This is a genomic window from Rhizobium sp. CBN3, from assembly GCF_030518245.1.
Lineage (GTDB): Bacteria > Pseudomonadota > Alphaproteobacteria > Rhizobiales > Rhizobiaceae > Rhizobium > Rhizobium aethiopicum_A.
In genome coordinates, this window is the sequence record NZ_JAULSE010000016.1 from 1 (window position 1) to 12,615 (window position 12,615).

13 protein-coding genes are annotated in these 12,615 nt (G+C 61.0%); 8 read left to right on the forward strand and 5 right to left on the reverse strand.

The annotated features are described in order from the left end of the window. Window positions 1-199 precede the first annotated feature (199 nt). Entirely contained in the window at window positions 200-673 is a 474-nt protein-coding gene (locus QWJ46_RS21945; protein WP_302753849.1) for a nucleoside deaminase, read from the reverse strand. A 193-nt stretch (window positions 674-866) separates the two neighbouring features. Here QWJ46_RS21945 and QWJ46_RS21950 point away from each other — a divergent pair, with 193 nt between their 5' ends. Both QWJ46_RS21950 and QWJ46_RS21955 read left to right on the forward strand, forming a co-directional pair. Then, a complete protein-coding gene (locus QWJ46_RS21950; RefSeq protein ID WP_183703149.1) occupies window positions 867-1,037 on the forward strand; it encodes a hypothetical protein in 171 nt (56 codons plus the stop codon). A 344-nt stretch (window positions 1,038-1,381) separates the two neighbouring features. Further along, the gene (locus tag QWJ46_RS21955; RefSeq protein ID WP_302753852.1) at window positions 1,382-2,875 is read left to right on the forward strand and encodes an FAD-dependent monooxygenase; all 1,494 of its coding nucleotides are present in this window, start codon (window positions 1,382-1,384) and stop codon (window positions 2,873-2,875) included. Window positions 2,876-2,896: 21 nt separating this feature from the next. Here the strand turns inward: QWJ46_RS21955 and QWJ46_RS21960 are convergent, their stop codons facing one another. Further along, window positions 2,897-3,628 carry a hypothetical protein gene (locus QWJ46_RS21960; RefSeq protein ID WP_302753854.1) on the reverse strand — a complete coding sequence of 244 codons (732 nt, stop codon included), beginning with the start codon at window positions 3,626-3,628 and terminating at the stop codon, window positions 2,897-2,899. A 281-nt stretch (window positions 3,629-3,909) separates the two neighbouring features. On the opposite strand from QWJ46_RS21960, the gene QWJ46_RS21965 reads away from it, so the two are divergent. After that, window positions 3,910-5,316 (forward strand): adenylate/guanylate cyclase domain-containing protein, encoded by a 1,407-nt coding sequence (locus QWJ46_RS21965; protein ID WP_302753857.1) that lies wholly within the window; start codon window positions 3,910-3,912, stop codon window positions 5,314-5,316. A 148-nt stretch (window positions 5,317-5,464) separates the two neighbouring features. Further along, on the forward strand, window positions 5,465-6,355 hold the full coding sequence (locus QWJ46_RS21970; protein ID WP_184456838.1) for a LysR family transcriptional regulator: 891 nt from the start codon (window positions 5,465-5,467) through the stop codon (window positions 6,353-6,355). Window positions 6,356-6,435: 80 nt separating this feature from the next. Here the strand turns inward: QWJ46_RS21970 and QWJ46_RS21975 are convergent, their stop codons facing one another. Together QWJ46_RS21975 and QWJ46_RS21980 are read right to left on the reverse strand one after the other, a co-directional pair. Then, window positions 6,436-8,226, reverse strand: coding sequence for an ABC transporter ATP-binding protein (locus QWJ46_RS21975; RefSeq protein ID WP_302753859.1), 1,791 nt, complete (start codon window positions 8,224-8,226; stop codon window positions 6,436-6,438). Window positions 8,227-8,669: 443 nt separating this feature from the next. Further along, window positions 8,670-9,533 carry an ornithine carbamoyltransferase gene (locus QWJ46_RS21980; protein WP_302754041.1) on the reverse strand — a complete coding sequence of 288 codons (864 nt, stop codon included), beginning with the start codon at window positions 9,531-9,533 and terminating at the stop codon, window positions 8,670-8,672. A 582-nt stretch (window positions 9,534-10,115) separates the two neighbouring features. On the opposite strand from QWJ46_RS21980, the gene QWJ46_RS21985 reads away from it, so the two are divergent. Then, a complete protein-coding gene (locus QWJ46_RS21985; RefSeq protein WP_302753861.1) occupies window positions 10,116-10,397 on the forward strand; it encodes a DUF982 domain-containing protein in 282 nt (93 codons plus the stop codon). 167 nt (window positions 10,398-10,564) lie between these two features. Here the strand turns inward: QWJ46_RS21985 and QWJ46_RS21990 are convergent, their stop codons facing one another. Next, entirely contained in the window at window positions 10,565-11,392 is an 828-nt protein-coding gene (locus QWJ46_RS21990) for a nickel-binding protein (protein WP_302753862.1), read from the reverse strand. Between the two features lie 413 nt (window positions 11,393-11,805). On the opposite strand from QWJ46_RS21990, the gene QWJ46_RS21995 reads away from it, so the two are divergent. The 3 genes from QWJ46_RS21995 (at window position 11,806) to QWJ46_RS22005 (ending at window position 12,579) form a co-directional block, all read left to right on the forward strand. After that, the gene (locus QWJ46_RS21995) at window positions 11,806-12,063 is read left to right on the forward strand and encodes a DUF982 domain-containing protein (RefSeq protein ID WP_085778099.1); all 258 of its coding nucleotides are present in this window, start codon (window positions 11,806-11,808) and stop codon (window positions 12,061-12,063) included. A 115-nt stretch (window positions 12,064-12,178) separates the two neighbouring features. Next, window positions 12,179-12,349, forward strand: a complete 171-nt coding sequence (locus tag QWJ46_RS22000; RefSeq protein ID WP_164517744.1) for a hypothetical protein — start codon at window positions 12,179-12,181, stop codon at window positions 12,347-12,349. Next, complete coding sequence (locus tag QWJ46_RS22005; RefSeq protein WP_302753863.1) at window positions 12,349-12,579, forward strand: hypothetical protein; 231 nt, start codon at window positions 12,349-12,351, stop codon at window positions 12,577-12,579. Before QWJ46_RS22000 ends, QWJ46_RS22005 begins: the two co-directional genes overlap by 1 nt. Window positions 12,580-12,615 lie beyond the last annotated feature (36 nt).

Genomic DNA, 12,615 nt, shown 5'->3' on the forward strand with positions numbered 1-12,615 from the left:
TCAGTCGGGCATTCTTATGAATGTTCATTCGCGGCGATCCCTCCGACTCGAGATGTGGTAGCTCCAGTCTCCTCGATCCGCTCCGAATGGACAACCTCCCGAAAGCTCACATCTAGGAACGGCGCGCCCACAGTCTTCTTCTCGGCCATCTGCGTCGCAGCCGCCGTCATCCTATGGCTCTGATCAAAGGCCCCCGCGCCTAAACCTTGCTCAGATGCTTCGGCCAGAATTCCTGGTGCACTTCGGCGGCTTCCTCTTCGAGGTTTGTCGGGCCAACCACAGTGACGACACGCGCGCCGGTCTGCAACACCGCTCGGCTGGGCACGTTCAACCCGATCCCGGCAATCTCGCCAAGCCGCGTTTCGGAGCACGCAAACACCATCCGCCCGATGCCCGACCAGTAGATCGCCCCGGAGCACATCGCGCAGGGTTCAGTGCTGGTATAGAGCGTGCAGTCGGCGAGAAAAGCAGGGTCGTGGTGCCGCGCCGCCAGTTTGACCAGGTTCATCTCGGCGTGGTTTGTCATATCGTGGCCGGTGAAGACGCTGTTTTCGGCGCGCAGGAGGACTGCGCCGTCCTTGACCAGGACCGAGCCAAACGGTTCGTCACCGTTTGCCATCGCGGATTTCGAGAGCGCAATCGCCTCGCGCAGAAACGGCTCGTGATTTTCCATGAGATCCCCCAAGGTTAGAGCGGGATGATCTTCTCTCGGATTGGAAGGATTTCCAAGCGCTGCAAATCAGAATCGAGATTGGTGATCTGCATCGCCTTCCGTGCAGATGCCGACGGGCCGCCCCAGACTTTCATTCTCGGAACCAAAAGCGCCCGCATCGACTTTGGCCCCTGAGTGATCTTGGAGGTCCCTGATGGACAGAACACCGAAAACGGCCATCCGCGGAATGATGTCCTATGTGCTCGCTCTTCTCGTCCTCGGCATTCTGGCGGGCGCAGTTTACACGCTCTACGGCCATCCCGCCGATCCGTCCGAGCGACCAGCGACTGAGACCATTCCGCAGAAGGCCACAGCGCCGCAGTGAGAGGCGTCACAACAGCTTTTTGATCGATCGCCCTTTGGGAACGAATGGTGAAAGCGGAAGCGCTCTGCCGGATCCGGCGCCCACCCGGTCCGGTCGTGCTGCAACGCCCGCGCTCCACCGCAAAACACCGCGCAAGCGGCAACCACAGGGCTTTGGAAGGCAAGGCAGAAATTCTGTCGCAAGTCCTTCCCACCATTAGAGAGCTTATATTTATAGGGGGAACAACCTGCGACAGGGGAAATCGGCACCCGAACAGGCATCACGAAATCGGGGAGGGTCAACGCGGGCGGGTCGGCCCGCTATGGCGGATTTTGCGCTCGGACAGTGAACAGAGGAGTTCGCGGATGAAAGAACATGCAGTCGTGATTGCGGGAGGAGGGTCGACGGGGCTGATGCTGGCGGGTGAACTGGCCCTGGCAGGCATCAATGTCGCCATCGTTGAACGGCGCGAGAATCCGGAGATCGTCGGTTCGCGTGCCGGGGGTCTCAGTTCGCGCACGCTCGAAGTCCTCGACCAGCGCGGCATCGTCGATCGGTTTCTGGCGGAAGGGCAGATCGCCCAGGTGACGGGGTTTGCGGTCACGCGGCTTGATATCAGCGATTTCCCGACCCGGCACAATTATGGGCTGGCGCTGCGGCAGAAGCATATTGAGCGGATCCTGGCCGGCTGGGTCGGCGAGCTGCCGGTGACGATCTATCGCGGCCGCGAACTGACCGGTTTCAGAGAGGACGAGGCCGGCGTCACCCTCGAACTCTCCGATGGGACGTCGCTGCGCGCAGGCTATCTCGTCGGCTGCGATGGCGGCCGCAGCCTGGTCCGCAAGATCGCCGGCATCGCCTTTCCGGGATGGGAAGCGACCACCAGCAATATTCTCGCCGAGGCCGAGATGGAGGAGGAGCCGCCGCTCGGCGTCCACCGCACAGCGCTCGGCATGCATGCCCTCGGTCGCGAGGAATATGAAATCCGCGACGGCAAGGTAGTCTTCGCCAGTGAAGGTCCGATCAACGTGATGGTGACGGAACAGACGGCCGACGGCACGAGCGAGCCGACGCTTGATGATCTCAGGCAAGCGCTCATCGCCGCCTGCGGAACCGATTATGGCATCCACGGCCTGAGGTGGATTTCCAGGTTCACCGACATGTCGCGCCAGGCGGAGGTCTACCGCAAGGGCAGGGTGCTGCTGGCGGGTGATGCCGCCCATGTGCATTCGCCGGTCGGCGGGCAGGGCCTCAATACCGGTGTGCAGGATGCCGTGAACCTCGGCTGGAAGCTCGCCCAGGTGGTGAAGGGCATATCGCCCGAGGCTTTGCTCGACACCTATCATGCCGAACGGCATCCAGTCGCCGCCCGCGTGCTGCGCACGACGATGGCGCAAGTCGCACTGCAGCGGACCGATGATCGCACCGAAGCCCTGCGCGACATCGTGTTGGAGCTGCTTGGCCTGGAGGCAGCGCGCAAGAAGATCGCCGCCGAGATGTCCGGACTTGGCATCCGTTATGATTTTGGCGAGGGGCACCCGTTGCTCGGCCGCCGCATGCCGGATCTCGACCTGATCACGCCGGACGGCCCCTTGCGTGTCTTTAGCCTGCTGAAACAGGCGGGACCGGTGCTGTTAAACCTCGGGCCGCGCGGCAGCCTCGACAGCGGGCCATGGTCAGACCGCGTGCGTCTGGTCGACGCGCGCTACGACGGCCCATGGGAGCTGCCGGCGGTGGGGGCGGTCGCAGCGCCGGCCGCGGTGCTGATCCGGCCAGACGGATATGTGGCGTGGGTGGGCGAGGGGTCCCAGGACAGGCTCGACGCAGCGATGAACACCTGGTTCGGGCCGCCGCGCTGACGGGCGAGAAAAACCGCCGAGCTAGGCGGCCAGCGAAATCGGCGCGACGTCCGGCACTGCCTCCGGCATCGGTTTGCCGCGGCGCTCCCATGTGCGGCGGCTGATGCCGAAGGCCTCCCAGGGGCGGGCTGCGCTGAGGGAATTGTCGAGATAGTCGGCCCTGGAAACGGCGCCGGCGGCCCGCCGCTGCTCTTCCTTTCGGCTTCGGTCGCGCTGGCGCCGCTTTGCCTTCTGCAGTTTTGCTCTTTTCGCCTTCGGCACGTCGAAGGCGCCGATGGTGCGAATGTCGAGCGCGCTGCGTCCGGCGTAGCTCAGATGCAGGGCGTGACCGAGCGCGTCGGCGGTCAGCGGAGAAAAGCGCACTCTCGTCCGCTCGTAGATGATTTCCTCGATCACGGCTTTTTGAGCCCACGGCAGCCATCGCGCCGCCCAGCCGAGAACCACCTCGACAAAGCCTTCCCCAAACTCGACAAAGGCAAGACCGGCGATCACCTCGACATAGATCAGGGCGTCATCCGCCTCGGGCACGATCTCGCCATGACGATGCCGGATCAATTTCTCGATCTCGCGCATCCGGCCGCGGAAATGGTTCCAGCGGCCGCCCCGCATGCGGCGCTGCACGGCCTTGTAACCCAGCAGGCAGTCGCCGATTTTGACCGCGGTAATATCCCGCGCAAGACCCTCCGCACACCCGGCCTCGTCAGCCCGATCTGCCGATCGAGCCCATTCATCCGCGCCGACGAGACGATCCATCGCTTCTCCTTTGCGATCTGCCCCAAGAGGCCGAAACGACTGATTGTAGCGGAAGTCGAGGGGGTGACGTTCACTTTTTGTGCGCTGTTTCCACCGATTTTCGCAGTGGTGATGCAGTGGCGTAACGACCGATCCGATGCCCTATTTCGAGCGGCTTCCAAGCTTGACGATCGGGAAACGAGCGGCATCCCGGGCCCCCTTGATTTCTATTGGGAACATCCCGTGTTATGATCACGGGACTGGGCCTTATCGGCCGTGTTGTCAGTACAGAGACTTGTCCGATGAGCGAAGTGGACGTGCTTTTTGCCAGCCTGCGACAGGCGGCTGACCCGCAGACGGTCGAGTGCATCGAAAACGTCGTCAAGCACGGCGCCGATCGTGATCTCAATCGCGTCAATGCGCTCGCCTTCGCCGCCAAGCACCACCTCGATGAAGAGAAAACCATTGCCGCCTTTCTGCATGCGGCCCGTATTGGCGCCTTCGAGATGACCTGGAATGTGCTTTGCCCGGGATGCGGCGGCGTTCTCGACAGCGGCGCAACCCTTAAAGGGGTTAACCAGGATAGCTATCATTGCGCCCTCTGCGCGGCCGGATACGAACCCACCCTCGACGAGATGGTCGAAGTCACCTTCACGGTCAGTCCGCGCGTGCGCCGGATTGCCGCCCACGAGCCCGACCGGCTGCCGCCGCTCGAATATTACCGCCAGATTTTCTTCAGCTCCGGAGTCGACCTGCCGGAGGATCTCGAAGCCAGGTTCGACCGCATCCTGCTGGAGATGATCGAGCTGGCGCCGGGTGAGAAGGCCTTCGTGTCGCTGCAGCTGCCGGCGCAATTCGTCATCATCTTCGATGCGGTGACCCATTCGGCGCAGTTCATCGATGTGCAGGGGGAGCCCACGGAGGAACGCCAGAACCTCTCGATGGTCATCAGCCGCGGGCATGCCTTGAACGAAACCGTGACGCTGAGACCCGGCTTGCTGCGGCTCACGCTCGAGAACCACACCGATCGCCGGGTGGTGCCGAATGTCTGCATTGCCGGCGATGATCTGCACGACCTGCTGGGCCGCAGGCGGGAGTTTCTGACGGCCAAGCGCCTGCTGACGAACCAGAGTTTTCGCGACATCTACAGGACCGATACGCTCGACGTCGACCAGCGCCTGAAGATCACCAGCCTGACATTCCTGTTCACCGATCTCAGGGGCTCGACCGCGCTCTATGAGCGAGTCGGCGATCTCGCCGCTTTCGATCTGGTGCGGGCGCATTTCCGCGTTCTTCACGAGATCGTTGCCACCGAGGCCGGCGCGGTCGTCAAGACGATCGGCGATGCCGTGATGGCGACCTTTCCGAGCCCGGACCGGGCGGTGGCGGCGGCGCTGAGGATGCGTGAGGCGATGCGCCGGTTGAATGCCGAACACGGCAGCGAAGACCTCCTGCTGAAGATCGGCATCCACGAGGGACCGTGCCTCGCCGTCAACCTGAACGACAGGCAGGACTATTTCGGCCAGACGGTCAATATCGCCTCCCGCGTCCAGAGCCTTGCCGACCCGAATGTGATCATGACGACCGAGGCGATCGTCGAAGATGCCAATGTGTCGGAGATCCTGCGCGACAGCGGCGTCACGTCCGCCTCGCGAATGGCGGAGCTTCAGGGCATCGGCAGGGAGGTCAGGATCTTCGCCCTGTCGTGAGCCTCGACGTTGTTTTTCCGGTCTGATAACAGCCTGCCGTTCACTCTGGCGCTCAACAGAAGTTGAGCTGACTTCCGGAATTGATCGTTGCAATTCTCATGGACCTATCGATTCTCGACATTAATCGTAAGGACGGAGAGGGCGATCCATGAAGCGGGAAGACCTGAATGATATGCTGTGGTTCCTCGCTGTGGCCGAAGAGCGCAGCTTCACCAAAGCGGCGGCGAAGCTCGGCACGTCCCAATCGACGATCAGCCACACGATCAAGAAGCTCGAGGCGCGGATAGGTTTGCGGCTGTTGACCCGGACGACACGCAGCGTGTCGCCGACGGAGGCGGGGGAGAGGCTGATCCGCTCGCTCGCGCCGCGCATAGAGGAACTGGAATCCGAGATCGACCAGTTGATGGAGATCAGGGACAAGCCTTCGGGGACTGTCCGGATCACCCTGTCCGACCACGCCCTGGAGAGCATCGTCTGGCCGAAACTCCGCAATGTGCTGAAGCACTATCCCGACATCGGGCTGGAGTTGAACACGGATAACGGCTTTCGCAATATTGTCGAAGACCGGTTCGATGCCGGCGTGCGTCTCGGCGAAAGCGTCGACAAGGACATGATCGCCGTCAGGATCGGTCCGGACTGGCGCCTTGTCGCCGTTGGATCGCCGGACTATTTCGCAAGGCGCACTGCGCCTGAAAAGCCGCAGGACCTCGTCGGCCATATCTGCATCAACAACCGGCAATCGCGCTCGGGCGGTCTCTATGCCTGGGAGTTCGCAAAGGACGACAGGGAACTGCGGGTCCGGGTCGATGGGCAGCTTACGTTCAGCACGACCTACGCGATGATCGATGCTGCGGTCAAAGGTTACGGCATCGCCTATGTGCCGGAGGACATTGTCGCCCGCGAAATCGAGGCGGGGCGCCTGCTGCAGGTTCTTGACGACTGGTGCCCGTCTTTTCCCGGCTATCATCTCTACTACCCCAGCAGACGGCAGAACTCGCCCGCCTTCAAGGTGATCGTAGAAGCGCTCCGCCAATCCTGATGCGGCAATGTCAGACGCATATAATATCAGACGCATATGCAGAAGAAGAGACGCCAGAGCATCAGCCCTGGCGTTTCGATTCAAGCCACCAGCCCCTTGGTCAATTCCAGCGCCTGCCGCTCGAACAGCCGGCGATAGATGCCGCCATTGAGCCGGATCAGCGCCTGGTGGTCGCCTTCTTCGACGATCTTGCCCTTGTCGAATACCAGCAGCCGATCGAGCGCCCGCACCGTGGACAGCCGATGGGCGATGACAAGCGTGGTGCGGCCGTCCATCAGGCGTTCCATGGCTTGTTGGATCTGCACTTCGCTTTCGCTGTCGAGGCTCGACGTCGCCTCGTCGAGGATCAGGATCGGGGCATCAGCCAGGAAGGCGCGGGCGATGGCGACACGCTGCCGCTCGCCGCCCGACAGCTTGACGCCGCGTTCGCCGACCATCGTCTCATAGCCCTTCGGAAGGTCCATGATGAAGCCGTGCGCATTGGCCTGTTTCGCCGCCTGCTCGATCTCACGCCGCGAGGCGTTCGGCCTGGAATAGGCGATATTTTCCGCGAGCGTCCGGTGGAACAGGATCGGCTCCTGCTGCACGATGGCGAGTTGGCCGCGCAGGCTCGATTGCCTGACCTCGGCGATGTCCTGCCCGTCGATGCGGATGGCGCCCGAGTTCACATCGTAGAGGCGCTGGATGAGCTTGACGAAAGTGGTCTTGCCCGAGCCAGAATGTCCAACCAGCCCCACACGCTCGCCCGGCCTGATGGTGACCGAAAAGTCCTCGTAAAGCGGGTCGGGATGAGCGCCATATTGGAAGGTGACGCGATCGAAGACGATCTCGCCCGCGCCGATCGCAATCGGCTTGGCGTGCGGCTTGTCCTCGATGCCGAGCGGCATCCTGTCGAGCAGCACCAACTCCTCCATGTCGTTGACGGCACGCTGGAGATTGCGGATGTCCTGGCCGACATTGCGCAGATAGCCTTGCAGAACGAAGAACATGGCGAGCACGAAGGTGATGTCGCCGGGGCTCGCCAGCCCCTGCCGCCACATGATCAGGCCCGTTCCCAGAATGCCGGCCTGCATAGAGACCATCATGAAGCCCTGGATCGTGCCGCTCAAAGTGCCGCGCTTCCATGTCCGCCGCGTCCGGCTGTCCCATTTACCCAGCACATGGCGCAAGCGGGCTTCTTCGCGGTTTTCAGCGCCGAAGGCCTTGACCACCGAATTGCAGCTGATCGCATCTGCCAGCGCACCGCCGAGCCTGGTGTCCCAGGCATTGGCAAGCCTTGCCGCCGGCGACACGAAGCCCATGGAAAGCGCTACGGTGACGCCGATATAGATCAGCGACCCCGCCGCCACGATCAGGCCCATGACCGGCCAGTAGCTGCCGAGGACGATACTGGCGCCGACCAGCATGACGATGGACGGCAGCAGCGCGACCAGCAAGAGGTCGTTGAGCGAATCGAGCGCCCACATGCCGCGAGTGATCTTGCGCACCGTCGAACCGGCGAAGCTGTTGGCGTGCCAGTCGGTCGAAAACCGCTGCACCTTGTGGAAACCGTTATTGACCACATCCGCCATGATGCGCAGCGTCAGCCGGATGATGCCGTTGAAGATGAACCAGCGCAGTGCCACGCTGATAAAGCCGAGAACGACGACGACAACAAAGGCGCTGAGCGCGCCGTCAGCCGCATTGCCGCCGGCAATGGCATCGACGATCCGGCCGGAAAATACCGGCACCATGACTTCGGCCAGCGTGCTCGAAATTACCAGCACGATGATGATGCCTACCAATGCAGGCCGGTGGGTCCAATGATGAAAAACAAAGCCGAGCACGTGACGATAGGCATCGGCGCGGAAATCGAGCTTCTTGCGAGTCATTTTATACAGCCCGGCCCGTATCGGAAACCGGTCCTCAAAATCGAGAGTTGAAAGGCACAGCCCGCGCGGAAGACAAAGTAATGCCGTCAGATCAATCGGCTACGAAGGTAGAAAAAACCGCATGTCGCGCGCGCTTGAGGCGGGTCGCGAAGGGATATGACCTAGCGTCGGGACATACCACACGGGAAGACTTCGATGATTGCTGATGTCATTCAACGCCTCCCTTTTGTTCGATCTGAAGCGGTAGCGTTTTGTAGCGAAGCAATTGCCCATTGCCAAGAGGGAATATGCAACCCTACGGAAAGTGATGCGGAAACGACACAATTTAGGGACTGGGAAACCTCGTGGTGCAGCTGAGGCCTTTGCGCAGTCTGTTGGGCTGGCGGATGACTGTTGGTCGGTTGTTTCCCAGCCAAAGGCCCGCCAGTGGCTGGGGCCAATGGTCAAGACAAAACCCACTCCATCAGCGCATTCTGGGCGTGAAGCAGGAATGCTTTTGCGGGACCGCTTTGGCAGGCAGGGTGCAACATCGCATCGGCTGCTACTTCCTGTCCCCTTGCGACTGGCGGGCAGGGCAAAAAGATCAGGTCGCGCCGCCCTTTGTCGAGGAGTGTTGCCGTCACCTGATATTCCGCCAGCTCGTCTTCCCTCGCGTCTTTCGGCCACGAGTCCGTGATGATGACATCCGCGTCAAGGGCATGCCTGATATCCCGGCTGATTTCGAAATTCGGGTTCAGGAGATTGGGATCGGCCACGTGCCAGCGCTCCGGATAGACTTGGACGACGTGGATGGGCATGGATTTCGATGCCTCGACCCAGGAGCGAAGAATGTTGGCATCTGGCGCGATCCCGACAACCTTGAGGCCGTCTAGTGATCCCCGGACGCTCTTGATGTAGGCGAGATCGCCGAGCGTTTCACACGGATGATTTAGTCTTGTTCGGGCGTTGATGACAGGCGCATCCATGACGGCCGCGAGCTCTTGCAAGGTAGCAAGTTCCTTCGTCCTGACGACGAGGAGATCAAACCAGTTATCGAGATAGCTTGCGAGATCGGCGGTGGCCTCGCGGGTGTTGAAGCTGATCGGCGGTTGCACGCAGACGCCGCCCATGGCCTTGACGCCGAGATCGAAGGCCGCTGTGTTCCGCCATCCCGTGTCGTCGGCGATAACACCAACTCGCTTGCCCAGCAGCGACTGTGGCATGGTGCGGTCCGCCCAATGCTTCGCAAGCTGGCCGGCTCTGTCGATAATCGCAGCGACTGTGTCCAGCGGCAGTGAGTGGAACTCAAGGAAGTCTCTGTTCGGCATGGAATTCACGGTGTTTCCAATGTTTCTCTTGGTTATGCAGGCGATCGATCGCTCGGCAATGGTTGTTTCCCGGCGCCTGATGCGCCAAACCTCCGATTGACGGTGCGGATCTTTTAATAGCTGCACGAGCGAGCATTGCCGGGTCTGAATCCGTCCGCACAGGCCGGGTTCCTCGAAGTATCCAGCTGATATTGATAATCCTCCCGGTCCTGCCTTGCGGGCGAGGTGCAGGAAGCCGTGAGCGTGGACAAGCCGATTATCGCGCTGGTCGCGAACAAGGTGAGGAATCGGGCCATCTGAGCTGCTCCTGAGGTTGGTCTCGGCAATCTATCATGCCGGCACAAACAGATGCGAGGACCAGCGAGATCAATCACGCTCATCTGATGGGAAATGGCTTCGATGGTCGAGGGACCGCTCTTTTGCTCCTTGGGAAAATTCGGGGATAATATGGCCAACTATTCTGCGGTTATGGAAGTAAGTCCGTAGTGTCGGTAAGCGAATGATTCCCGATTTTGCCTTGAACAAATCGCCGATTTTCAGTAATATAAAACCATAAAAAAGTAATATAAATGGGAGGTTACTATGTCGGAAGCTCGGTTCGAGCCGGTTTTTCTTCATCGTCAGCATTTCGTCGCCGAGATCACATGTCTCGACGAAATCTTCGATTTTCTGGATGAGTGGCCGCAGGACAAGCGAGGTCTGGCATATGACACACTGCTGAAGGCGTGCAGGGATACCGCCAAGGGGCATTTTCCGCTCAGCGCTGCGCGCGAGAATTTTCGCCGTTTTCTGAAGATGTCGGGCATGCTCGACAGCGGCCCCAAATTCGAGGGGATGGGCGATCGAAACGTCGGCAATGCTTGAAGAGGCAAGTCTGTTCGTGACGATCTGAGCCGGCGTGCCGCCACGTCATAAGCGGCGCGTCCGGTCGCGATCTGCGGTCATTGCCAACGCGGCAAGCGGCGGAAAGCGGCAACAGCTCTCAGCGGATTTCACCGGATCTATGCGCGTCGCACCGATCGCGACGCGCGTTAGCCAAGGCTGGCAGCCGCCCAATCGCAGCGGAAGACCAGCACGGGCTTCGAAAATCCCTTGATGCGCCGGCGCGTCGCATGGGCGAAGAGGTCGCCGGCGCCAAATTCCCGGAAGATATTCTCCGACACGAGGATCTGGTCACTGGCTGCGGCCGCGCAGAGGCGGGCTGCGAGCTGCACGGTGGAACCGAAGAGGTCGTTGCTGTCCTCGACCGGCTCGCCGCAATCGAGTCCGATGCGAACATGGATCGGCTCGGCCTTGCTGCCGTTGTAATGCTGGAATTCCTGCTGGATCGCCATGGCGCATTCGACGGCCGCAGTCGTCGCCGCGAAGGCCGCCATGATGCCGTCGCCGGTGTGCTTGACTTCCCGGCCGGAATTTTTGCCGAGGCACCGGCGCACGATCGCATCATGGGCTCTGACCAGCTCCGTCCCCATGCGGTCGCCGAGGCGCGCCGTCATCTCGGTCGAGCCGACAATATCGGTAAAGAGGATCGCCCGGTGACCAGGATCCATCCGCGGCGCGGATTGGCCGGGCGCCGGATCGGGGTCATTAATGCGACCGAGAAAGGCCTCGACGGCCGACAGAGCCACCTCGACGACCTCATTGGCGACGAAACCGTGCGCCTCGCGATGTACGCAGTGGACGGTTTCGACATCGGGCGCATCCACCAGACAGAAGGCCGTCCCGCGCCGCTCGTCGAACCAATAAGTCAGAAACTTGACGCCGTATCGATCCTGAATGTCGATATCCATGCGATGCGCCTGCGCAACCTCGGCGGCTGACGTTCCTTCGAGATAGTGCCGGTCCATGAAGATAGGCATCGCGCGTCCTCCCAGATCCGCCGCGTGCAAGAGGTGGCATTGTACGATCTGGATTCATTCACGTCCACCTTCGGGACAATCAATGCCTGATCATTGCAAGGCGTTGCTTCCGAGAAGGCAACGCGTTGCTGCACGCCCGACAGAATATGCATGGATATTGGCGATTTTGATGAGTGGGTGTAATGAGTTATGTCTGATATTTACCATAATCGGTCGTTTAATGCTGATAGCGAGAGTTCCGGAACCCCTCGAGAAGCTTCAGACGTTTCCCGTTTCAAGCGTCGCCTGCCGGATCCCGCCGGGAGAGACGTGTCTTTCACGGTCATGGTGCCAAGGATCGAAGGCCGCTGCCAACGGCATGCTAATTGCAAAGTATCGGTTAGCTCGCCGAAATTAGGAAAAGCTGTAGCAAAGTGAGACAGACGGCAAATTTTCGACCGGTCGGCCTGGCCTCCATGGGGCTTGGCCATTATGCCGTTATCAACTCAGTGTGGGATGCCGCGCGAACGCTGCTCCGTGACTGGCCGGTGGACGACGGCGAAGAATATTTCGAAGCGGTCAAAGCCTGCCTGGATGCGATTACCGGCGATCTCTCGCCGGATCATGTGCGCGCCGTCTTCATCAGGGCTGCGCAGGAGGCGGGCATCGCCGTCATAGAAGCTGCCGACTGACCAGCGGCCGCGCCTTTGTTCCGATTTTCTCCCCGTTCCACGAAGCTCGTCCCGGCGCTTGACTTCTCCGGTCAAAAGTCTAGAGTAGAACAAAACAGGAACATTGGGGATTGTCATGACACATACGGAACAGGTGATCGCCAACGCCCTTGCCCTCGTGGAAGCCTCCCGGGCGGCCCGCGAGCGGGACCAGCAGCGCCGCGCCGCCTGGCAGAAAAAGGTGGAACTCAGCCGACCGCTGCCGCCTTTGCCGCGTCCGGTCCAATTGCCGCTGGCGCTAAACTGATGCAGCCGAGCTTGAAATCCCGTCAGGCCGGGCTTGATCAGATGGAACCCGATGATGCTTGGGAAGTGGAAGCTGTGCTCGCCTGGCATGACGATGATGCCAAGGCGGCGATCCGCTCGCTGCTCGATGACTGCAAGCATTTGCGCCGGCAACTGGCGCTGGCCGAAAGCGTGATGAGTCGCGGAATGGCGCGCGGCTGGACGCCGCGATACGAACGCGATGCGCTCTGATGAAGTCTTCAGCCGCCCTCTGCCGCGGCGGCTTTG